The organism is Arthrobacter sp. 05L417, from assembly GCF_056397865.1.
In genome coordinates this window covers 147,187-168,132 of record NZ_JBFTOG010000002.1, presented here as the reverse complement: position 1 = coordinate 168,132, position 20,946 = coordinate 147,187, and the positions used below count along the sequence as shown (strand labels likewise).

16 protein-coding genes and 3 tRNA genes are annotated in these 20,946 nt (G+C 63.3%); 12 read left to right on the top strand and 7 right to left on the bottom strand.

Annotation, left to right across the window (positions count from 1 at the left end):
- Window positions 1-112: 112 nt before the first annotated feature.
- The 4 genes from ilvC to ilvD form a co-directional block, all read right to left on the bottom strand.
- Complete coding sequence (gene ilvC / locus AC1DJW_RS02710) at window positions 113-1,138, bottom strand: ketol-acid reductoisomerase (protein WP_078108575.1); 1,026 nt, start codon at window positions 1,136-1,138, stop codon at window positions 113-115.
- An 81-nt stretch (window positions 1,139-1,219) separates the two neighbouring features.
- A complete protein-coding gene (ilvN, locus tag AC1DJW_RS02705) occupies window positions 1,220-1,732 on the bottom strand; it encodes an acetolactate synthase small subunit (protein WP_028264679.1) in 513 nt (170 codons plus the stop codon).
- A gap of 2 nt (window positions 1,733-1,734) precedes the next feature.
- Window positions 1,735-3,636: an acetolactate synthase large subunit gene (locus tag AC1DJW_RS02700; RefSeq protein ID WP_284751163.1), complete on the bottom strand. Its 1,902-nt coding sequence runs from the start codon at window positions 3,634-3,636 to the stop codon at window positions 1,735-1,737.
- A gap of 432 nt (window positions 3,637-4,068) precedes the next feature.
- On the bottom strand, window positions 4,069-5,790 hold the full coding sequence (gene ilvD, locus AC1DJW_RS02695) for a dihydroxy-acid dehydratase (RefSeq protein ID WP_284751164.1): 1,722 nt from the start codon (window positions 5,788-5,790) through the stop codon (window positions 4,069-4,071).
- Window positions 5,791-6,061: 271 nt separating this feature from the next.
- Between ilvD and AC1DJW_RS02690 the strand changes: the two genes are divergently transcribed.
- The 4 genes from AC1DJW_RS02690 (at window position 6,062) to AC1DJW_RS02675 (ending at window position 8,676) form a co-directional block, all read left to right on the top strand.
- Complete coding sequence (locus AC1DJW_RS02690; RefSeq protein ID WP_476900628.1) at window positions 6,062-7,150, top strand: sunset domain-containing protein; 1,089 nt, start codon at window positions 6,062-6,064, stop codon at window positions 7,148-7,150.
- Between the two features lie 43 nt (window positions 7,151-7,193).
- Window positions 7,194-8,339: a PQQ-dependent sugar dehydrogenase gene (locus tag AC1DJW_RS02685; protein WP_476900627.1), complete on the top strand. Its 1,146-nt coding sequence runs from the start codon at window positions 7,194-7,196 to the stop codon at window positions 8,337-8,339.
- A 116-nt stretch (window positions 8,340-8,455) separates the two neighbouring features.
- A tRNA-Lys gene (locus AC1DJW_RS02680) sits at window positions 8,456-8,531 on the top strand.
- Window positions 8,532-8,600: 69 nt separating this feature from the next.
- Window positions 8,601-8,676, top strand: a tRNA-Lys gene (locus AC1DJW_RS02675).
- Between the two features lie 103 nt (window positions 8,677-8,779).
- Here the strand turns inward: AC1DJW_RS02675 and AC1DJW_RS02670 are convergent.
- On the bottom strand, window positions 8,780-9,268 hold the full coding sequence (locus AC1DJW_RS02670; protein WP_284751167.1) for a MarR family winged helix-turn-helix transcriptional regulator: 489 nt from the start codon (window positions 9,266-9,268) through the stop codon (window positions 8,780-8,782).
- A 108-nt stretch (window positions 9,269-9,376) separates the two neighbouring features.
- On the opposite strand from AC1DJW_RS02670, the gene bcp reads away from it, so the two are divergent.
- The 7 genes from bcp (at window position 9,377) to AC1DJW_RS02635 (ending at window position 18,444) form a co-directional block, all read left to right on the top strand.
- Window positions 9,377-9,847, top strand: coding sequence for a thioredoxin-dependent thiol peroxidase (bcp, locus tag AC1DJW_RS02665; protein ID WP_390278968.1), 471 nt, complete (start codon window positions 9,377-9,379; stop codon window positions 9,845-9,847).
- A gap of 120 nt (window positions 9,848-9,967) precedes the next feature.
- A tRNA-Leu gene (locus AC1DJW_RS02660) sits at window positions 9,968-10,049 on the top strand.
- Window positions 10,050-10,181: 132 nt separating this feature from the next.
- Window positions 10,182-11,849: an ABC transporter substrate-binding protein gene (locus AC1DJW_RS02655; RefSeq protein ID WP_284751169.1), complete on the top strand. Its 1,668-nt coding sequence runs from the start codon at window positions 10,182-10,184 to the stop codon at window positions 11,847-11,849.
- 79 nt (window positions 11,850-11,928) lie between these two features.
- A complete protein-coding gene (locus AC1DJW_RS02650) occupies window positions 11,929-13,434 on the top strand; it encodes a malate:quinone oxidoreductase (RefSeq protein WP_390278970.1) in 1,506 nt (501 codons plus the stop codon).
- Between the two features lie 64 nt (window positions 13,435-13,498).
- Entirely contained in the window at window positions 13,499-16,723 is a 3,225-nt protein-coding gene (locus AC1DJW_RS02645; protein WP_476900626.1) for an efflux RND transporter permease subunit, read from the top strand.
- 126 nt (window positions 16,724-16,849) lie between these two features.
- Window positions 16,850-17,983: an LLM class flavin-dependent oxidoreductase gene (locus AC1DJW_RS02640; protein ID WP_459341989.1), complete on the top strand. Its 1,134-nt coding sequence runs from the start codon at window positions 16,850-16,852 to the stop codon at window positions 17,981-17,983.
- The gene (locus AC1DJW_RS02635) at window positions 17,980-18,444 is read left to right on the top strand and encodes a MarR family winged helix-turn-helix transcriptional regulator (protein ID WP_284751172.1); all 465 of its coding nucleotides are present in this window, start codon (window positions 17,980-17,982) and stop codon (window positions 18,442-18,444) included. Before AC1DJW_RS02640 ends, AC1DJW_RS02635 begins: the two co-directional genes overlap by 4 nt.
- Before the next feature lie 11 nt (window positions 18,445-18,455).
- On the opposite strand, the gene AC1DJW_RS02630 is transcribed toward AC1DJW_RS02635, so the two are convergent.
- Together AC1DJW_RS02630 and AC1DJW_RS02625 are read right to left on the bottom strand one after the other, a co-directional pair.
- On the bottom strand, window positions 18,456-19,262 hold the full coding sequence (locus AC1DJW_RS02630; RefSeq protein WP_284751173.1) for a transglutaminase-like domain-containing protein: 807 nt from the start codon (window positions 19,260-19,262) through the stop codon (window positions 18,456-18,458).
- Window positions 19,263-19,329: 67 nt separating this feature from the next.
- Complete coding sequence (locus AC1DJW_RS02625) at window positions 19,330-20,139, bottom strand: hypothetical protein (RefSeq protein ID WP_284751174.1); 810 nt, start codon at window positions 20,137-20,139, stop codon at window positions 19,330-19,332.
- 124 nt (window positions 20,140-20,263) lie between these two features.
- Between AC1DJW_RS02625 and AC1DJW_RS02620 the strand changes: the two genes are divergently transcribed.
- Window positions 20,264-20,932, top strand: coding sequence for a DUF1684 domain-containing protein (locus AC1DJW_RS02620; protein ID WP_284751175.1), 669 nt, complete (start codon window positions 20,264-20,266; stop codon window positions 20,930-20,932).
- The last annotated feature ends 14 nt before the right edge of the window (window positions 20,933-20,946 follow it).

Here is a 20,946-nt window from a genome sequence, read left to right as displayed (position 1 = left end):
CGGTATACCGGGTCCGGCCTCCATGCCGGGCGGCTTCATTTCGAGCCTATCCCGAACGGCGTTCTGTGTTGAATTGCTACGGCTCCTGCCGCGGCCTCAACGGGTGCCTTGATTAGCGGGCTGCGGAGCCTTCGACGTAGTCCTCGTCCTGCTGCTGCCAGGAGAACAGGGAACGCAGCTCGCGGCCGACACCCTCGATCGGGTGCTGCTCTGCCTTGGCGCGCAGTTCCTTGAACTCGACTGCACCGTTGTCCTGGTCGTCAATGAAACGCTTGGCGAAAGCGCCGGACTGGATGTCGGCGAGGACGCCGGCCATGTTTTCCTTGACCCGGGGGTCGATGACGCGCGGGCCGGAGACGTAGTCGCCGTATTCCGCGGTGTCGGAAACGCTCCAGCGCTGCTTGGCGATGCCGCCCTCCCACATGAGGTCAACGATGAGCTTGAGCTCGTGAAGAACCTCGAAGTAGGCGATCTGCGGCTGGTAGCCGGCCTCGGTCAGGGTTTCGAAGCCGTACTGGATCAGCTGGGAGACGCCGCCGCACAGGACAGCCTGCTCGCCGAAGAGGTCGGTTTCAGTCTCTTCGGTGAAGGTGGTCTTGATGACGCCGGCGCGGGTGCCGCCGATCGCCTTCGCGTAGGACTTGGCCAGTTCCCAAGCGGAACCGGAAGCGTCCTGCTCGACGGCGATGATGTCCGGGATACCGCGGCCGGCTTCGAATTCGCGGCGCACGGTGTGGCCCGGAGCCTTCGGGGCGATCAGGATGACGTCAACGCCCTCGGGCGCCTCGATGTAGCCGAAGCGGATGTTGAAGCCGTGGGCGAAGGCAAGGGCCTTGCCTGCGGTCAGCTTGTCCTTGATGGAGTCGTTGTAGATCGCACGCTGGTGCTGGTCCGGTGCCAGGATCATGATGACGTCGGCCCATTCGGCGGCGTCGGCAACGTTCTTGACCGTGAAGCCTGCGTCCTCGGCCTTGGCGATCGACTTCGAGCCTTCCTTGAGCGCGATGACAACCTCGACGCCGGAGTCGCGCAGGTTCAGCGCGTGGGCGTGGCCCTGGGAACCGTAGCCGACAATGGCAACCTTGCGACCCTGGATGATCGACAGGTCTGCGTCGTCGTCGTAGAACATTTCAGTCACTTGCGTAACTCCTCTTGAGTGGTTTTGTAGATATTGTCTGTGGTTCGGTATCGGGCTGCTACGCAGTACCTAGGACAGTGCCTAAGCGCTGCGCAAAGCCCTGTCACTCATGGAGCGGGATCCCCGCCCAACGGCCAAGGTGCCGGACTGCACTATTTCGCGGATGCCGAACGGCTCCAGCACTGAAAGCAGCGCTGCGAGCTTTTCCGGGGTACCGGTTGCCTCAATGACCACCGAGTCTGTGGAAACGTCAACCACTGAGGCACGGAACAAGTCTGCAGCTTGGGTGACCTGCAGGCGTGTCGCGGCATCCGCACGTACCTTGACCAGGATGTGGTCACGTTGCACGGAAGATTCTGAAGTCAGCTCGACAATCTTGATCACGTTGATCAGTTTGTTGAGCTGTTTGGTGACCTGCTCGATGAGGTCGCCATCGGCGTCGACGACGACGGTCATCCGGGAAATCCCGGAAACCTCGGTGGGGCCGACGGCCAGGGAGTTGATGTTGAAGGCCCGCCGGGCGAAGAGGCTGGCCACGCGGGTCAGCACGCCGGGCTTGTCTTCGACCAGAACGGACAGTGTGTGGCGGCTCATGGCTAGTCCTCCTCTTCCCATTCCGGGGTCATGTTGCGGGCAACCTGGATCTGGTCGTTCGAGACTCCGGAGGGGACCATCGGCCACACCATGGAGTTCGGGCTGACCACGAAGTCGATGACCACGGGACGGTCATTGATTTCCAAGGCCTTCTGGATGGTGGCGTCGATGTCCTCGTCCCGCTCGCAACGGAACGCGGCACAGCCGTAAGCGTCTGCCAGCTTGACGAAGTCCGGGATACGGACGGTGTCGTGGCCGGTGTTCAGGTCGGTGTTGGAGTAGCGGCCTTCATAGAAGAGGGTCTGCCACTGGCGCACCATGCCCAGCGAGGAGTTGTTGATGATGGCAACCTTGATGGGAATCTTGTTGATGGCGCAGGTGGCCAGTTCCTGGTTGGTCATCTGGAAGCAGCCGTCACCGTCGATCGCCCAGACCACGCGGTCGGGTTCGCCGACCTTGGCGCCCATGGCTGCCGGCACCGCATAACCCATGGTGCCCGCACCGCCGGAATTCAGCCAGGCGTGAGGACGCTCGTACTTGATGAACTGCGCGGCCCACATCTGGTGCTGGCCAACGCCCGCAACGTAGATTCCTTCCGGACCCGTCAGCGCACCAATGCGTTCGATGACCCGCTGGGGGGCACTGAGTCCGTCTTCCGGTTCGGTCCAACCGAGGGGGTAGGTATCGCGGAGGTTGTTCAGGAACGCCCACCAACCGTCGAGGTCCGGAGTGCCGGATTGTTCGAAAGCGGTCCGGACGGCCTCGCTCAGTTCCGGAATGATTTCCTTGACGGAACCCACGATCGGAACGTCTGCCACGCGGTTCTTGGAGATCTCCGCGGGGTCGATGTCCGCGTGGATGATCTTTGCATGCGGAGCGAAGGTGCTCAGGACACCCGTCACCCGGTCATCGAAGCGCGCACCAAGGGTGATCAGCAGATCGGACTGCTGCAGTGCGGTCACCGCGGAAACCGTGCCGTGCATGCCGGGCATGCCGACGTGCTGGGGGTGGGAATCCGGGAACGCGCCGCGGGCCATGAGTGTGGTCACCACGGGCGCTCCGGTGAGCTCCGCGAGTTCGCGCAATTCGGCCGAAGCATGCGCCTTGACCACTCCGCCACCCACGTACAGCACGGGCTTGCTTGCCGCGGCGATCAGCCGGGCAGCCTCGCGCACCTGCTTGTTGTGGCCGCGGACCACCGGACGATAACCCGGCAAATCGATCTTGGGTGGCCAGGAGAAGGTCATGGTGCCCTGCTGGGCGTTCTTGGCGATGTCCACCAATACGGGACCGGGACGCCCGGTGCTTGCAAGGTGGAAAGCCTCGGCCATGACATGCGGAATGTCGTTGGGATCCGTCACCAGGAAGGAGTGCTTGGTGATCGGCATGGTGATGCCGACGATGTCCGCTTCCTGGAAGGCATCCGTGCCAATGACAGAAGCCGATACCTGGCCGGTAATGGCCACGAGCGGCACGGAGTCCATGTGGGCATCCATGATGGCGGTAACGAGGTTGGTGGCACCGGGGCCCGAGGTGGCGATGCAGACGCCAACCCGTCCGGTAACCATGGCGTAGCCTTGGGCTGCGTGGCCGGCTCCCTGTTCGTGACGGACCAGGACGTGATTCATCTTGGAGGCCATCAAAGGGTCATAGGTGGGGAGGATCGCACCACCGGGCAAACCAAAAATATCGTCCACGCCGAGTTCTTCGAGCGAGCGGACAATAGCTTCCGAGCCGGTCATCACCGTTGGGGGTACAACGTTGTTCGGCCCGAGTACAGGAGAGAGAGTTGCAGCATTGTCGACGACGGCGTCAGCCGGACGGTCGACCTTTTCCGGAGCTTTGGGGGCTCCAGCGGACTTTGCAGCCATCAGCGAGGGGCTGATCGGCGATCCTTTGCTCATCGGACTCTTCCTTTGGGGATCTTCAATTAGTGAAAGTTACTGCTTGGGTACTGCGTTCATGCGGTTGTTGCTAAATGCGCCGTCCCCTGTGGGAAATAAAAAAACCCCTCAGCCTTGCGGCTCTTCGAGGGGTTGCGCGTGACGGTTCGTTACCAGTCGGGCTAGGAAGCCACGCGCTTGGTAAGTACGACAGTGCCCACGGTGGCGCCGACAGTAACGAATGCGATCATGCGTTCAGTGTTCCCTCTTTGTGAGATAAGTGTCAAACGGTGAAGATCTCATCTCACTATGTGGACCCCATTGTCCACGGGTTGGTCCTACCCCCACCCTCCGGCGTGAACGCCGTCCGGCCGGGGCCCCTCGGACCAGCCCTTATTAAGCCCTGCCGCCTCCAGCGGCCTTGTCACCGCTGGAGGCACGGGCTACTTGGCGTCAGCCGCAGTACGCGCCTGTGGAGGCGCTGTGGACCAGCTTGGCGTACTTGGCCAGGACGCCCTTGGTGAATTTGGCCGGGAGGGGCTCCCAGCCGATCTTGCGGGACTCGAGTTCGGCTTCGTCCACCAGGAGGTCGAACGAACGGGCGGCTATGTCCACGCGGATCTTGTCGCCGTCCTTGACGAAGGCGATGGGTCCGCCGTCGACGGCTTCAGGCGCAACGTGCCCGATGCAGAGACCGGTGGTACCTCCGGAGAAGCGGCCATCGGTCAGCAGGAGAACATCCTTGCCGAGGCCCGCGCCCTTGATGGCGCCGGTGATGGCGAGCATCTCACGCATGCCCGGGCCGCCCTTGGGACCTTCGTAACGGATCACGACGACGTCTCCGGCCTTGATCTCGCCCTTGTCCAAAGCGTCGAGTGCACCCTGCTCGCGTTCGAACACGCGCGCGGTTCCTTCGAAGACATCGGCGTCGAAGCCGGCACTCTTCACGACGGCACCTTCCGGGGCCATGGAACCGTGCAGGATGGTGATGCCGCCGGTCTTGTGGATCGGGTTGTCCAGCGCACGCAGGATCTTGCCGTCGAGGTCCGGCGGGTTGATGGAGGCCAGGTTCTCGGCGAGGGTCTTGCCCGTGACCGTCAGGCAGTCGCCGTGCAGCAGGCCGGCGTCGAGCAGCGCCTTCATGATGACCGGCACGCCGCCGATCTTGTCGACGTCGGTCATGACATAGCGGCCGAAGGGCTTCAGGTCACCCAGGTGCGGGATCTTGTCGCCGATGCGGTTGAAGTCGTCCAGGGTCAGTTCGACCTCGGCTTCACGGGCGATCGCGAGCAGGTGCAGGACGGCGTTCGTGGAACCACCGAAGGCCATGGTGACGGCGATGGCGTTCTCGAACGCCTTCTTGGTCATGATGTCCCGGGCGGTGATGCCGAGGCGGAGCAGGTTGACGACTGCCTCGCCGGACTTGCGGGCAAAGTCATCACGACGGCGGTCTGCCGAGGGCGGGGCTGCCGAGCCCGGGAGTGACATGCCGAGGGCTTCGCCGATGCACGCCATGGTATTCGCCGTGTACATACCGCCGCAGGCGCCTTCACCCGGACAGATCGCGCGTTCGATGCGATCCAGGTCACCCTTGCTCATCTTGCCGGCAGCGCACGCGCCCACGGCTTCGAAGGCGTCAATGAGGGTGACTTCCTTCTCGGAGCCGTCCTCGAGCTTGACCCAGCCCGGCATGATGGAACCGGCGTAAAGGAAGACGCTGGCGAGATCCAGGCGGGCGGCTGCCATCAGCATGCCGGGGAGGGACTTGTCGCAACCGGCTAGCAGGACAGAACCGTCGATGCGCTCAGCCTGCATGACGGTTTCAACGGAGTCGGCAATGACTTCGCGCGAAACAAGGGAGAAGTGCATGCCTTCGTGGCCCATGGAAATGCCGTCCGAAACGGAGATGGTGCCAAACTGCATCGGGAACCCACCGCCGGCGTGAACGCCTTCCTTGGCGCCCTGGGCGAGTCGGTTCAGCGAGAGGTTGCAGGGGGTAATTTCGTTCCACGAGCTCGCGACGCCGATCTGGGGCTTGGCGAAGTCGTCATCGCCCATGCCGACGGCCCGGAACATGCCTCGCGCGGGGGCGGCATGGATGCCGTCCGTTACGACCCGGCTGCGTGGCTTGATGTCCGGCTGGTTGTCTGTCGCAATTGGGGTGTGGTCACTCATGGGCACGAGTCTATGACTCTTGGACTGTGGCCAACGAACATGATCAGCGGTTAACGAGAATTCAGCGCTATTTCATTCAATATTTCATTCAAATAATGGACGGTCGTCTCGATATGTGAGATATCGGTCCCATTATCGGCTGCATCTCCGGCCGACAGGATCGCGCGAGTCCTAAAGGCCGCGAATCGATTGACTAACCTAGACAGCCTCGTGACGCGGACGTAACGTCAAATCACGACAACTGCGCCACTCGAACAGAAGGGCTCCACCCATGGAATGGTTGATCACGGTCATCGTCATCGTGTTGATCGTCGCGATTGTCTGGTGGCTCTTGAGCCGCAACCGCGCGAAGTCTTCCTCCGGCGTCATGGCCCCGTCCTCACCCTCGCCGACCGTTTCCTCTCCACAGATGGACGTCACAGCAGCTGCCTTGACGGGTTCGGCCCCTTTGGTGGCAGCGGCCGCGACCGCCGAACAAAACTTGGCCGAGTCGCGCGCGGCCGCACCCGAAGCCGAGCCCGAGCCGGAGCCGGAACCGGAACCCGAGCCGGAAGCGGCAACCGAGGCGGGCGGCGTCGACGTCGACGACTGGGAGCGCCCTGTCCCTCCCCTCGAAACCGGAATGGCCGCCGAGGAAGAGTCCCCGGCGACCGGAGCCTCGGTGGAGGAGCCCGTGTTCGAGGAGCCCACGCTCTCGGAACCCGTGCTGTCCGAGGAGGCGGTTTCCGAAGCGGCGGTTTCCGAGGACGCCGGGACGGTTGCCGCCGAGCCTGAACTTGAAGGGGGCGTGACGGCCGACGACGTTACGGCGGCCGACGCCGGACCCTCCGTTCCGGCCGCTACCGGCGTTCCGGCGTCTTCGGGCACCGAACCGGCCACCCCGGAACAGTTGGCCGATAGCGCCGAGTGGGAAGCGACCTGGAGCGAAGGCGGCGCACCCGTGCCCCCCGCTCCGATTCACCACCGCGAGTACACCGACGCCCATGCACCGACGCTTCCCGGTGCAGAATCCGCCGCTGCGGAGGCAGTCGACACTGCGGAAGGGGTGCAAGAAGACCGGACCGAGACTCCCGGCGCGGTCTCGACGCCTGAGTCAACCACCCCAGCCGAGGATTCAACCGGCGCGCCGCCGTTGGGCGGGCATCTCGCCGCCGACCAGCCGTACGGTGAAGGCTCGGCCGCGGCCGGCGCGGACGGGAGCGGCCCAGATGGCTACACCGTCAAAGGCAACGCGGACACCATGACCTACCACGATGAAGACAGCCCGTCCTACGACGAAGTCAAGGCGGAGGTCTGGTTTATTTCGAGCGCCCACGCCGAGGCAGCAGGTTTCCGGCCGCCTCGCAGGAACCGCCGCTGAGAGCCCCAGGGACCTGAAGCCCCAGGGCACGGGCCTGGAACTCATGAATCAGGCAAAGGCGGGATCGGGGAGCATTCTCCGGTCCCGCCTTGCACTTGTCCGGACTGTGACAGCGGTGGCATGCCTCGCGGCCTTGCTGCTGAGCGCTTGCACAGGGGGCGCCCCCGGACCAGGGCCTACGTCGTCCGCGAGCCAATCACGCGCGGCCCAGCCCTCCGGCACCCAAGGCAGCGGACCGGAGTTGCTTCGGAAGCTTGACCTCAATCTGACAATCCCGTGGTCCATCGTGTTCCTCGACGACGGCACTGCGATCATCTCCGAACGGGACACCAAGCTCATCAAATCGGTCAGGAATGATCGGGCCACGACGGTCGGTGAGTTTCCCGGCGTCGTACCCGGCGGCGAAGGCGGCCTGTTGGGGCTGGCACTCTCCCCGGCATTCGCCAGCGACCGGCTGCTCTACGCCTATTTCACCGGCGAATCGGACAACAGGATTTCGCGCACCCGCCTTGAGCAGGCTGCGGAGCGGCTGAGCCTCGGCACACCCGAAGTCATCTTCGCCGGCATTCCGAAAGCATCGACCCACAATGGCGGGCGCATCCGCTTCGGCCCGGATGGGTTCCTCTATGTCGGCACGGGAGATGCGCAGCACCCGGAGCAAGCACAGGACCGCAATGCGCTTGGCGGCAAGATCCTGCGGCTTACCCCCGAGGGGAAGCCGGCGCCGGGCAACCCGTTCGGCAACAACCCGGTCTACAGCTACGGACACCGCAATGTGCAAGGGCTGGCCTGGGACAGCTCGGGAAGGCTCTGGGCGAGCGAATTCGGACCCGATGTCAACGACGAACTCAACCTCATCGAAGCGGGCGGCAACTACGGTTGGCCACAAGTGACAGGGGCGCCCGGCCGCGCCGGTTACATCGATGCCAAGGTGGTCTGGCCGTCGACGGCGGATGCCTCGCCGAGCGGGCTCGAAATCGTGAACGGAACTGCGTTCACGTGCGCGCTGCGCGGGCAGCGTTTGTGGACGGTACCGCTGAGCGGAGAAACGGCGGGGAATCCCGTGGCATACCTCACAGCCCAGTACGGACGACTAAGGGACGTTTCCCATGCGCCGGACGGCACACTTTGGGTCCTCAGCAACAACCAAAACCCTGATTTTGCGCTGGTCCTGAAGGCTGCCAGCTAGGGGCGCGCAGGACGCCCACGCCGATTTCACACTTCGGCAAGTGTCGTGTAGAGTTACATGTCGTTGCGGAGATCAACGAGGGAAGAAAAGCCCCCAGCTGATCGAAATCGACAAATGCACCTCTAGCTCAATTGGCAGAGCAATTGACTCTTAATCAATGGGTTCCGGGTTCAAGTCCCGGGGGGTGCACCAAAGGGAAGGACCCTTGAGCGGCAGCGGCCGCTCAAGGGTTATTTCTTTGCATCGCGGCAACAAACAATTGCACCTCTAGCTCAATTGGCAGAGCAATTGACTCTTAATCAATGGGTTCCGGGTTCAAGTCCCGGGGGGTGCACCAAAGGGAAGATCCCTGGATGGCTGAATGGCCGTCCAGGGATCTTTTTGCTTTTCGGCAGGCTTCACCCAGGCCGGGCCGGGGCACCGGAGCGAGCTGCGGAAGCTTAGTTGGAAACTTCGCCCGGGGCCGCGCCTGAATCCACTGCGGCCACAATGTCACTTACAACAGCCGAGGAATGGTTGTTCGCCAGTTCGCGTACGAGCGCTTGGAGTTCCCGCCGCAGTTTGGCTGTGTCCACCGGCACCGGTGCAAGCACTTCGCGTTCCAACTGCGTGGCTAGCCCGAGGGTGCGCTCCCCCGCTTCGGTCAAACTGACCACTTGGCTACGGCGGTCGGAAATGCTGCGGGCGCGGCTGACGTGGCCGTGGGTCTCCAGCCTGGTAAGCGTCTTCCCCATTGTCTGCGCCTGAACCCGGACAATCTGTGCGAGCATCGACTGGGTGGTCGGTCCGTTGACGGCAAGAACTTCCATGACAATGACCCCGGCATGGGTCAGGTCCATACCGCGCAGTTTCTCGTTCCAGGCATGCTCCACGAGGCGCGCGGCCGTGGAGAGCAGGCGCCCGGTGGGCCACCGTTCCATATCAGGCATAAGGGCCAGTATATAGACCGCCCGGCGCAGATCAGGCCGGGGTTCAATTCGTGAAGCGGCCAACTCGTCACTAAGCTGAGTGGTCGCGGACGCTAGCAAGGAGCACAAATGGCTGAACGACTCATTCCAGGCGACACTGCCCCGGACTTCACCCTCAAGGACCACACGGGTCGCGAAGTCAGCCTGGCCTCGCACCGTGGCCGCAATACGGTCATCTATTTCTACCCCGCGGCTTCCACACCGGCATGCGCCAAGCAGGCCTGCGACTTCCGCGACTCCCTCGCGACCCTCCAGGCTGCCGGTTACGACGTCCTTGGCATCTCTCCGGACACCGTGAAGGATCTGGAAAAGTTTGTGGCCGAAGAGTCACTGACGTTTCCCCTCCTGTCCGATGAAGGGCACCAGGTCGCTGACGCCTATGCGGCTTGGGGCGAAAAGAAGAACTATGGGCGCACGTACCAAGGCCTGATCCGCTCAACGATAGTGGTGGATCCGGACGGCAAGGTGGCCGTGGCCCAGTACAACGTGCGGGCCACCGGCCATGTCGCAAAACTGCGCAGGGACCTCAAACTCGATTAGTAGGCACCGCGCGGCCGCGTAGGCGAGGCTGGAACGGCTGACGCAAAACCGCGGGTACAATAGAGGCCGGTATATGACCGGGGCAGGGTAACCTGAATCCCGGTCCGGGTACCAGCACCAGCGCGAGTGGTGAAATTGGCAGACACGCAGGATTTAGGTTCCTGTGCCTTCGGGCGTGGGGGTTCAAGTCCCCCCTTGCGCACATTCAGGAAGTGCCCCGGTCATTGGCCGGGGCACTTCCGTTTCCAGCCGGGACTCAGGGCCCTGAACTAGACTGGACTGCGGTCCGGCTGCCGCGGGCCCCAGCCCGTCCAACTGCCTTGAGGGGACAAGAGTGGTAAGCAGCAAGCTTCGCCGAGTCACGCTACAAATCGGCGCAGGCCTTCTGGCCGTGGCCTTGACTTCGTGCACGGTAAGTCCTGGACCGGTACCGTCCACATCGGCCGCAGGCGGCGCTCCGGCGGAGCCGAGCAAGACCTTCAACTTTGGCACCCCGTCGATGCCCCTTGGCCTGGATCCCGCCCTGACGAACGACTCCGAGGCGTATCGCATCACGCGGCAAGTGATGGAGGGCCTCGTGGGAGTCGACTCGTCCACCGGCCAACCGACTCCCCTGCTGGCCACGTCCTGGTCGCAAGGGAATGACGGACTCAGCTACGACTTCACGTTGCGGTCGAAGGTCACCTTCCACGATGGAACCGCCTTTGACGCCGCCGCTGTCTGCGGCAACTTCAACCGTTGGTTCAACTTCCCGGCAAGCGTGCGTCAGCAGGCACCGGGCATCGCATTCAAGAGCGTCTTCAAATCCTTCTCGGACGACGCTTCGCTTTCGCTCTTCAAGAACTGCAAGGTTGTCTCTCCCGACCACGTCCAAATCAACCTGACCAAGCCCTTCACGGGCTTCCTGCAGGCCTTGACGCTGCCGGCGTTCGCAATGTCGTCCCCGAAAGCGTTGGCCGACGGCAATGCCAACGTCCTGGACAGGAAACTGTCAGGACAACCGGCGTCGGCATACGCCTCCCACCCCGTGGGCACGGGCCCCTACGTTTTCTCCTCCTGGGGCAAGGACCGCATCACGCTCACCAGCTACAAGGGCTACTGGGGCGACCGCGGAGAGATAGCCACGGTCAACTTCATTCCGTTCGACTACCCGCAGGCCCGGCTCCAGGCCCTGCTCGCCGGAACCATCGACGGATACGACCTTGTCACCGCCGGCACCTTCGACCAACTGGTCAAGAAGGGCATGCAAATTGTCCAACGGGATCCGTTCTCCGTGATGTACCTCGGGATGAACGAGTCCGTGGCGCCCCTCCAGAACCTTGGGGTGCGCCAGGCAATCGAGATGGCCATCGACAAAGACACACTCATCCACAAGTTCTTCATCGACAACACCTCACCGGCGTCCCAATTCGTTCCCCCCAAGCTAAGCGGCTTCAACAACAACGCACCGTCCTTGGGATACGACCCTGACAAGGCCAAGCAGCTGCTCGCCAAGTCCGGCTATAAAGGCGAGGAACTCAAGTTCTACTATCCGCTCAACGTCACGCGTGCCTACCTTCCCACTCCGGAGAAGATCTACGCGGAGATCAGCGCAGAGCTCACCGCCATCGGGCTGAACATCAAGCCCGTACCGGTGAATTGGGATGACGGCTACCTCCAGAAGGTCCAGTCCCCGGGTGACCATGCGCTCCATTTGCTCGGTTGGAATGGCGCCTACTCTGACCCGGACAATTTCGTGGGCACCCTCTTCGGAGAGAACAACGGCGAGTTCGGCTACAGCGATCCACAGGTGTTCTCAAAGATCGACCGGGCCCGGGGACTCCCCGACGGCGCCGACCGCAACTCCCAGTACCAGACCATCAATGCCCAGATCGCTGCGACCGTCCCTGCAGTACCCATCGCTTTCCCAATCTCGGCTTTGGCCCTTTCCGACCGCGTCGAGAAGTACCCTGCGTCGCCTGTCTTAAACGAAGTTTTTACAAACGTTCGCCTGAAGTCTTGACGTCCCGCCGCAATTTCAGTTATGTGCCCACGCGGGGATATTCTGTGACAGCCAGTGCCGCCGCTATCGGAGATAGATCGTGACCTTCATTTCCAAGACACACCACGCTGACGTCGTCCTTATTGGGGGCGGGATCATGAGCGCAACCCTGGGTGCGTTCATCAAGCAACTCGAACCCAGCTGGACCATCTCCCTCTTTGAGCGACTCGACGAAGCCGGCCTGGAAAGCTCCGGACCGTGGAACAACGCGGGAACCGGGCATGCAGCGCTCTGTGAGCTTAATTACTCGCCCGCAGCGAAGGACGGCTCGGTTGACCCGTCCAAGGCCCTCCACATCAACGAGCAATTCCAGCTCTCCCGCCAGTTCTGGTCCCACCTTGTGGACAATAAGTTGATCGGCTCCCCCAAGGGCTTCATCAACACCGTTCCCCATATGAGCTTCGTCATCGGCGACAAGCACGCCGACTTCCTCAAGACCCGCTACGAGGCACTCAAGCCCAACACGCTCTTCCGCAGCATGGAATACACGGAAGACCAGGCACAGATCGCCAAGTGGGCCCCGTTGATCGTCAAGGGCCGCGACGCCAAGCAGCGCGTTGCCGCCACCCGCGCAGCGGAAGGCACCGACGTCGACTTCGGCGCTTTGACCCGCGAGCTGACCGGCTACCTCGCCGACAACGGCGTTGAAGTCAACTATGGCCACGACGTCACCAACGTGAGCAAAGCCTCCGACGGCGGTTGGGACCTTTCGCTCAAGCACCCCGCTTCCGGCGAGCACGGCCAGATCCACGCCAAGTTCGTCTTCGTCGGCGCCGGCGGTGGAGCACTCCACCTGCTCCAGGCATCGGGCATCCCGGAAAGCAAGGGCTACGGCGGTTTCCCGGTGTCAGGGCAGTTCTTCCGCTGCACCGACGAGGCCATCGCCGGCCAGCACAGCGCCAAGGTTTACGGCCAGGCCTCCGTGGGCGCCCCGCCCATGTCCGTGCCGCACCTTGATACCCGCTACGTTGACGGCAAGCGTTCACTTCTTTTCGGCCCGTACGCCGGTTTCTCCACCAACTTCCTCAAGACGAGCAGCTACCTTGACCTGCCGCTGTCCATCCGCCCCAGCAACATCATCCCGATGCTTGCGGTGGCCAAGGACAACATGGACCTGACTGCGTACCTGATCAAGGAAGTGGCCAAGCGCCACGACGCCAAGGTGGAGTCCCTCCGCGAGTACTACCCCCAGGCCGACGGCGGCAACTGGGAGCTCATCACCGCAGGCCAGCGGGTGCAGATCATCAAGAAAGACTCCAAGAAGGGCGGAGTGCTGCAGTTCGGCACCGAAGTCATCACGGCTCGTGACGGCTCCATCGGAGCACTGCTCGGCGCATCTCCCGGCGCATCCACCGCCGTCCCCATCATGATCGAGATGCTCCAGCGGTCCTTCCCGAAGAACTTCAAGGGCTGGCAGTCCAAACTCAAGGAAATGATGCCCGGCTACGGCGTCAAACTGAACGACAATCCGGAACTTGCGGCCGAGCTGGAAGCGAGCACCTCCCGTTCTCTCCAACTTGAGCCTGCAAACGCCGTCCAGCACTAGCAACCGTCCGGGCTGCGGCCGGTTCGAGACAAGAAACAGACCGTAGATCCCAGGAGACAGTGCAATGTTCCGTCTGGCAAAACTTTCACTGGCGAACAGGGCACTGATCGCGCTGATCACCGTCTTCGCGGCGGTGTTCGGCGTGATCACCATGTCGTCCCTCAAGCAGGAGCTCATTCCTTCGATCGAGTTCCCGCAGATCTCAGTGATCACGGCCATGCCGGGCGCGTCACCGGAAGTTGTCGACAAGCAACTCAGCCGCCCGCTCGAAACAGCGCTGAACAGTGTCGAGGGCCTGGAATCGACCACATCGACGTCGCGGAATGGTGTTTCGCAGATCACCATGGTGTTTACGTACGGTTCGAACCTGGACCGAGCACGGAACCAGATCGATCGCGCCATCTCCAACGCCAAGCGCGTGCTGCCCGCCGACGTCGAGCCCCGGTCTTTTGCGGGCAGCATCAGCGACTTCCCGATCGTGTACCTGGCAGTGTCTTCGGACAAGCCCCTCAGTGAGCTGAATACAGACCTGCAGCGCTTGAGCGTGCCCCGACTCCAGAAACTGGATGGGGTCCGCGGCGCCGAAGTGACAGGTGGAGCCACCCAGCACATCCTGATCCAGCCCAAAGCCCAGGCCATGGCCGCGAACGGCGCCACAGTCCAGTCGCTCACGAGTGCCCTCAAGAACAACGGGACGCTGGTCCCGGCCGGAACCATCGATGATCAGGGCAAGACTCTCTCCCTGCAGATCGGCAGCCCCGTGGACTCCCTCGACGTCATCAAGGGCCTGCCGCTTACCGGGGCGAAGGCCGGTACCACAATCGGCGGCGTTGCCGACGTGAGCATCCAGGACGACGCCGCAACCTCGATTACCCGGACCAACGGGAAGCCGACGCTCGCCCTGTCCATCACGAAAAAGCCCGACGGCGACACGGTCGCCATTTCGCACGCCGTCAAGGATTCCATTCCGCAGATGGAAGCCGAACTCGGCTCCAATGCGCACTTTACGCCGGTGTTCGACCAGGCCCCGTACATCGAAAAATCCATCAAGGACCTCACCACGGAAGGCCTTCTTGGACTTGGCTTCGCGGTGGCGGTCATCCTTGTGTTCCTGATGTCCGTGCGCTCCACGCTCGTGACGGCCGTCTCCATTCCGTTGTCGCTCCTGATCACGTTCATTGGAATATCGGCGACCCACTACTCGCTCAACATCCTCACCCTCGGCGCGTTGACCATCGCGATCGGCCGCGTGGTGGACGACTCGATCGTGGTGATCGAGAACATCAAACGGCACCTCAGCTATGGTGAGCACAAGCTCGGGGCCATCCTCAATTCCATCCGGGAAGTTGCCGGTGCGATCACGGCGTCCACCCTCACCACGGTTGCCGTCTTCCTGCCGATCGCCTTTGTGGGCAACCTGGCGGGTGAATTGTTCCGGCCCTTCGCCCTGACTGTGACCATCGCCCTGTTGTCCTCGTTGCTCGTGTCCCTCACGATCGTTCCGGTGCTGGCGTACTGGTTCCTCAAGTCTTCATCGCCGGCCGCGGACGCGGAGGACGTGCGTGCCGCGGAAGACGCCCGAACCAAGGCGCACGAGGCCGAGCAGCGCAGCCGCCTGCAGCGCGGGTATTTGCCCATCCTGCTCAAAACCCAAAAGCACCCGGTCATGACGATCGTCGCCGCCGTCCTGGTGTTGGGCGGAACCGCTGCCATGTCCCCGCTGCTCGCCACGGACTTGCTCGGTGACTCCGGCCAGAACAGCATGACCGTGCGCCAGGTCCTTCCTGCCGGCACCAGCCTGGCGCAGACCGGCGCCGCCGCGGCGCAAGTGGAATCGGTCCTCCGCGGGATCGACGGCGTCAAGGACGTCCAGGTCACTTCGGGCAACGCCCAAACGGGTTTCGCCGCGCTCACCTCAAGTGGCGCTTCCAACTCGACGTTCACCGTGGTGACGGACGACAAGGCTGACCAGCAGAAACTGCAGGACACGGTCCGGTCCCGGCTCGCGGGCGCCGCGGCTGCCGGGAAGGTCACTGTTGGCGCGCAGCAAGGTGGTCTGGGCACCTCTTCCAGTGTGGACATCACCATCAACGCCGCCAACTCGGCGGATCTCAAGACCGCGAGCGACGCCGTGGCGAAAGCCATGGACGGCGTGCCCGGGAGCGCCGAGGTAGCCACCAACCTGGATGCCAGCCAGTCCGTGGTCCAGGTGAAGGTCGATCGCGCCAAGGCCGTCGCCGCCGGGCTGAACGAGGAGCAAGTTGCCGGCGTCCTGGCGTCCACGGTCAGCCCCATCCCCGCAGGCACTGTCCGCATCGACACCACGGACTTCCCGGTGCAGATCGGCGAAGGCACGCACTTCACCAGCATCGCCGACGTCAGGGGCATCAATCTCCCGACGCCGGCCGGGCCCGTCCCGCTGTCGAGCATCGCGTCGGTGGAGCAAGTGGACACTCCGGTATCCATCACCAGCAGCAACGGCCAGCGGAGCGCGAAGGTGACCGTCACGCCGTCGGGCTCCAACCTTGGTGCCGTCAGCACGGCAGTCAGTGAACGGCTCGCCTCCGTGCAGCTGCCGGCAGGCGTTACCGCTACGATCGGCGGCGCCACGTCGCAGCAGGCGGACTCGTTCCGGCAGCTCGGCCTCGCGCTCCTGGCAGCCGTCGCCATTGTCTACGTCATCATGGTGGCCGCGTTCAAGTCCCTCATCCAGCCCCTCATCCTCTTGGTGTCCGTGCCTTTTGCGGCAACGGGCGCCATCGCTTTGCTCCTGGTCACGGGTGTTCCCCTCGGACTGCCTTCCCTGATCGGCATGCTGATGTTGGTGGGAATCGTCGTGACCAATGCGATCGTCCTGATCGACCTCATCAACCAGTACCGCAAACCACACGATGGCCGCCCGGGAATGAGCGTGGCGAATGCCATCACCCACGGCGCCAGGCAGCGGCTGCGCCCGATCCTCATGACGGCGCTTGCTACCGTATTCGCGCTGACGCCCATGGCTTTGGGCCTCACGGGCGGCGGCGGGTTCATTTCCCGCCCGCTCGCGATCGTTGTCATCGGTGGCCTTGTTTCGTCCACGGCTTTGACGCTTGTCCTGGTGCCCGTCCTCTACAAGCTGGTCGAGGGCCGTCGGGAGAAGAAGTCGCTGCTCAGGGCACTCACGCAACGCCCCGACGTCGTGAAGGACGGCATCGCCGGCCATGGCGCGGGCGACCACTTGGACTGGACCACCGGAATGATTCCCAAAGTCTCGGGCCGCCGATCCACTTCCAGCCCCGCCGAGTAGGGCGACACACCGGGAACAAAATGATGCCGTACCCTGTTGCAGGCAGTGATACATGCAAATGCATCTATTTTAGGATAGACTGTTGGCAGAGCCCGGACACCAATCGGGCAGGCAGAAAGGTACATCATGGAGATCGGCGTATTCAGCGTCAGCGACATCACCACTGACCCCACCACGGGCCACACCCCCACGGAGAACGAGCGCATCAAGGCCGCCGTGGCCATCGCCAAGAAGGTCGAAGAGATCGGCATGGACGTCTATGCGATCGGCGAGCACCACAACCGCCCCTTCTTCTCATCGTCCCCCACCACCACACTGGCGTACATCGCAGCGCAGACTGAACGCATCACGCTGTCGACGTCCACCACGCTGATCACCACGAACGATCCTGTCAAGATCGCCGAAGACTTCGCGATGCTCCAGCACCTGGCGGATGGTCGAGTGGACCTCATCATGGGCCGCGGCAACACCGCCCCCGTCTACCCCTGGTTCGGCAAGAACATCCAGGACGGGATCGAGCTCGCTATCGAGAACTATTCCCTGCTGCGCAAGCTCTGGGATGAGGACACCGTCAATTGGAGCGGCAAGTACCGCACCCCGCTGCAGAACTTCACCTCCACGCCCCGCCCGCTCGACGGCGTCGCGCCCTTCGTCTGGCACGGCTCCATCCGCAGCCCGCAGATCGCGGAACTTGCCGCCTACTACGGCGACGGCTTCTTCGCCAACAACATCTTCTGGCCCAAGGAGCACTACCAGCAGCTGATCGGCCTGTACCGCGAACGGTATGAGCACTACGGCCACGGCAACGCTGACCAGGCCATCGTGGGCCTCGGCGGGCAGTTCTTCATGCGCAAGAACTCCCAGGACGCCGTGAAGGAGTTCCGCCCCTACTTCGACAATGCACCGGTGTACGGCCACGGTCCCTCGCTCGAGGACTTCACGTCCCAGACGCCGCTGACCGTCGGCAGTCCACAGGAAGTCATCGAAAAGACCCTGACTTTCCGCGAGTACTTCGGCGACTACCAGCGCCAACTGTTCCTGGTGGACCACGCCGGCCTGCCGCTCAAGACCGTCCTGGAGCAACTGGATCTCTTCGGCGAAGAAGTCCTGCCGGTCCTGCGCAAGGAATTCGAGGACCGCAAGCCGGCCCACGTCCCTGACGCGCCCACCCATGCATCCCGGGTGGCAGCCTCCGTGATCGCATCGGGAAACGACGACGCAGCCGATGCTGTCAGTGGCGGCGTAGGGCGGACCCCGTGACCACCACGGCGCCCACCTCGTCCGCCGTGCGCCTCGCCGCCGAAACCTGGGAGTCCTTGTTCCGCTCCCAGGTGGCGGTGATGCGCCGGCTCCAGGCCGGGCCGGCCTTCAAGAAGTTGCCCATCAAGGAGTATGACGTCCTGTTCACTCTGTCCCGCTGCCCCACGGGCAAGCTGCGGCTGAACGAGATCAACGATCACGTCCTGCTCAGCCAATCCAGCCTGAGCCGGCTGGTTGACAGGCTGGAGAAGCGTGGGCTCGTGGAGCGCAGCATCGCTCCCGACGACGGCCGCGGGATCCTGCTGGGGCTCACCTCGGCCGGGCAGGAACTACAGAAGGAGATCGGCCGCGAGCACGTCCGCGACATCGCCGAACTTGTGGCGCCGGCCCTGACGGCCGACGAACAACGTGAGCTTCTGCGCCTGACGGATAAGCTGCAAGCGTTCGTCGCAAGCAAATAGCCGCGCGAGAACTAGCGGAGGACGACGAGCTTTGCCGGATCCTCATCCGGCAGCTCGTCGGCCACCACAGCGGTGACCTTCAAGCTCTTCAACGACAGGCTGCCGCCCACCGTGGACAGGAACGCGGTGTCCGAGGAATCGCGTCCGGCGGTGATGCGCAGCATGGATTCGCGCGGGGCCAGGCCTGTGGGATCGATCACGTACCAGGTTCCGTCGATGTGGGCCTCAGCCACGGCGTGGAAGTCCATGGGGCTCAACCCGGGCGCATAGACCGCCGCGAGCCGGGCGGGGATGTCTTTGGAGCGCAGGAGGGCAATGGCAAGGTGGGCGAAATCCCGGCAAACACCTTTGCGGTGCAGGAGCGTTTCCACCGCTCCATCCGTTCCCCGCGAGGAACCGCTGATGTACCGGAGTTCATCGTGGACCCAGTTCCGGACTGCCTGCAATAGCTCCTCGCCGTGCAGACCGCCGAACTCGGCATACGACGTCGGAAGGAGTCGATCGGACTCGGCATAGCGGCTGGGGCGCACATAGCGGATGAGCTCCATCCGGGAGGACTCATCCGGGACACCAAAACCTTCCACCGAGGCACGGTAGTCAACCGTTACTTCGCTGGGTTCGGCGAACTCCATGTAGTGGAAACGCCCACCGTGATGGTCCGTCAGCTCGGTGAGCGGAACAGCTTCGCCTTCCACCGTGACTGACAGCTCTTCGGTCAACGAGTCGTAGCCTGGATTGCTGGCCACGGCGATCGCCATTGCCACCTTGGTGTTGGCGACGGTCTTGAAAACGAGCTGGGCAGCCACGTTGCGTTCCATGGATCTCCGGAGTGTTGCGGCTGGACAACCCCCCGATGTCGCCGATCTGTTGGTGTCAATCGTCGTTCTACAGATTGACCTTCAGAGACAATAGCATCCGCTGGACGTTGGCGAATTCCGAACTCTGGTCAACGTACTTGGCGGCCTGGTCCAAGGTGTCAAAGGACTTCGCGGGAGCAACTACTTCGTCAGTGGCGAAAGCATGCACCGCGGGCATGTCCCCGAAGTAGTAGTTGCCCTTTCCTGCCGGCCCCACCACAAGGTTCCGGAGCTGGCAGGCCTGGCCATCAGTTCCGGCCACCAAGTTGGTGATGCCGTACGAACCGAAGAATTTGTAGCCCTGGATGACCCGGAACACCACGTGCGGAGGGATCGTGGAATCGCCGTCGGCATGGGGAAGGTCAATGGGCACGCTGCTGACCACCACGTAGGGACGCTTGGCGGCCGGATTGCAGTCGGCCGGACTCGCCGAGGCCAGTCCGGTGTGAAGGGTCGCGAGGTACCCTCCCTTGGCGTCTTTGACCTCGATCTTCAGGGCGCCGGGCATGGAACCGGCGTCGGGCGTGACCGATTGCGCAATCCAGTCACTCGGAAGATCGAAGCTGACCTTCTTGGACGCATCCGAGTACGTCTTCCACGCCGAGGCCGTGGCCCCCGCCGTCGCTGTAGTTCCTGCGGAGGGGCTCCCCGTGGAGCCGCCCGACGGCGGGGCCGCACTGGAGCCCGACGGCGTCGCGCTCCCGGGTGCCGCGCTGTTGGACCCGGCCGTCCAGACCGGTCCGCCCTTGCCCTCGGAACTACAGCCAGCCGCGGCGACCACGATGAGTGCACCCAGGACGGCGACTGAAAACTTCGACGGGATCCGCTTTGCTCTCATGCGCACCAGCCTAACGGCGCGGAGCCGCCGCCTGCCCGTCCGGATCGGCGTTTCGCACCTGAAAACCCCGCCGGTGCACTCCGGGCCGCCGCTTCAGCCCGCATCGTAGGACTAGGCTGGACGCATGGCTCCCGATCAGCTTGATGAGGACGAAAACAATGTGGAGGGCATCTCCGCCGTGGACATCGCGGACTGGCGCTTGCGCACGTTTGCCTTGTACGACGACGTCCGCAAGATCGCGGTGGACGATCCCTTCCAAGCCCACGTTTACTGGCGCCAGGAACGGGACCGCATGTTCGGAACCCACCCGGCATCGGCACTGACTCCCGCCAGCAAGAGGTCCTTCTCGGGCTTGCGCACCGCGGACTACGATCCCCGGTTCCGCCGCTATGCTGCCCTCTCTCCGGAAGGAGCGGGCCAGGAGATGAACGTGCACACCGGAACTGACGGCGTGGTGCCGTTTGTCCGGCTCGGTACCTTCGACCTCGACGAGCTTGGCTCTCTGGCTGTGTGGCGCCTCCGCAGCTACGGCGGCGGCATCTTCGTGCCTTTCCGCGACGCCACAGCCGGCAAACCAGGAGGAAGCTACGGCGCCGGCCGGTACTTGCTTGACACCATCAAAGGCGCTTTCCACGGCCTTCGCGGATCCGGGCAACAGGAATTCGTGCTCGACTTCAACTTCGCCTACAACCCGTCCTGCGCCTACAACGAGGCCTGGGCGTGCCCCTTGGCCGGGCCGGCAAATCGTTTGGCCGCGGATATCCCGGTGGGGGAGCTCTACCTGCCCGTCTAAACCTCCGTCCAAAC

Excerpts from the sequence above, each read along its gene's own strand:
- ilvN (WP_028264679.1), bottom strand. The coding sequence starts at position 1,732 with ATGAGCCGCCACACACTGTCCGTTCTGGTCGAAGACAAGCCCGGCGTG.
- AC1DJW_RS02685 (WP_476900627.1), top strand. The coding sequence starts at position 7,194 with ATGAATCAGGCAAAGGCGGGATCGGGGAGCATTCTCCGGTCCCGCCTT.
- AC1DJW_RS02630 (WP_284751173.1), bottom strand. The coding sequence starts at position 19,262 with ATGGAACGCAACGTGGCTGCCCAGCTCGTTTTCAAGACCGTCGCCAAC.
- AC1DJW_RS02620 (WP_284751175.1), top strand. The coding sequence starts at position 20,264 with ATGGCTCCCGATCAGCTTGATGAGGACGAAAACAATGTGGAGGGCATC.
- AC1DJW_RS02645 (WP_476900626.1), top strand. The coding sequence starts at position 13,499 with ATGTTCCGTCTGGCAAAACTTTCACTGGCGAACAGGGCACTGATCGCG.
- AC1DJW_RS02670 (WP_284751167.1), bottom strand. The coding sequence starts at position 9,268 with ATGCCTGATATGGAACGGTGGCCCACCGGGCGCCTGCTCTCCACGGCC.
- AC1DJW_RS02640 (WP_459341989.1), top strand. The coding sequence starts at position 16,850 with ATGGAGATCGGCGTATTCAGCGTCAGCGACATCACCACTGACCCCACC.
- bcp (WP_390278968.1), top strand. The coding sequence starts at position 9,377 with ATGGCTGAACGACTCATTCCAGGCGACACTGCCCCGGACTTCACCCTC.
- AC1DJW_RS02690 (WP_476900628.1), top strand. The coding sequence starts at position 6,062 with ATGGAATGGTTGATCACGGTCATCGTCATCGTGTTGATCGTCGCGATT.
- ilvD (WP_284751164.1), bottom strand. The coding sequence starts at position 5,790 with ATGAGTGACCACACCCCAATTGCGACAGACAACCAGCCGGACATCAAG.
- AC1DJW_RS02700 (WP_284751163.1), bottom strand. The coding sequence starts at position 3,636 with ATGAGCAAAGGATCGCCGATCAGCCCCTCGCTGATGGCTGCAAAGTCC.
- AC1DJW_RS02625 (WP_284751174.1), bottom strand. The coding sequence starts at position 20,139 with ATGAGAGCAAAGCGGATCCCGTCGAAGTTTTCAGTCGCCGTCCTGGGT.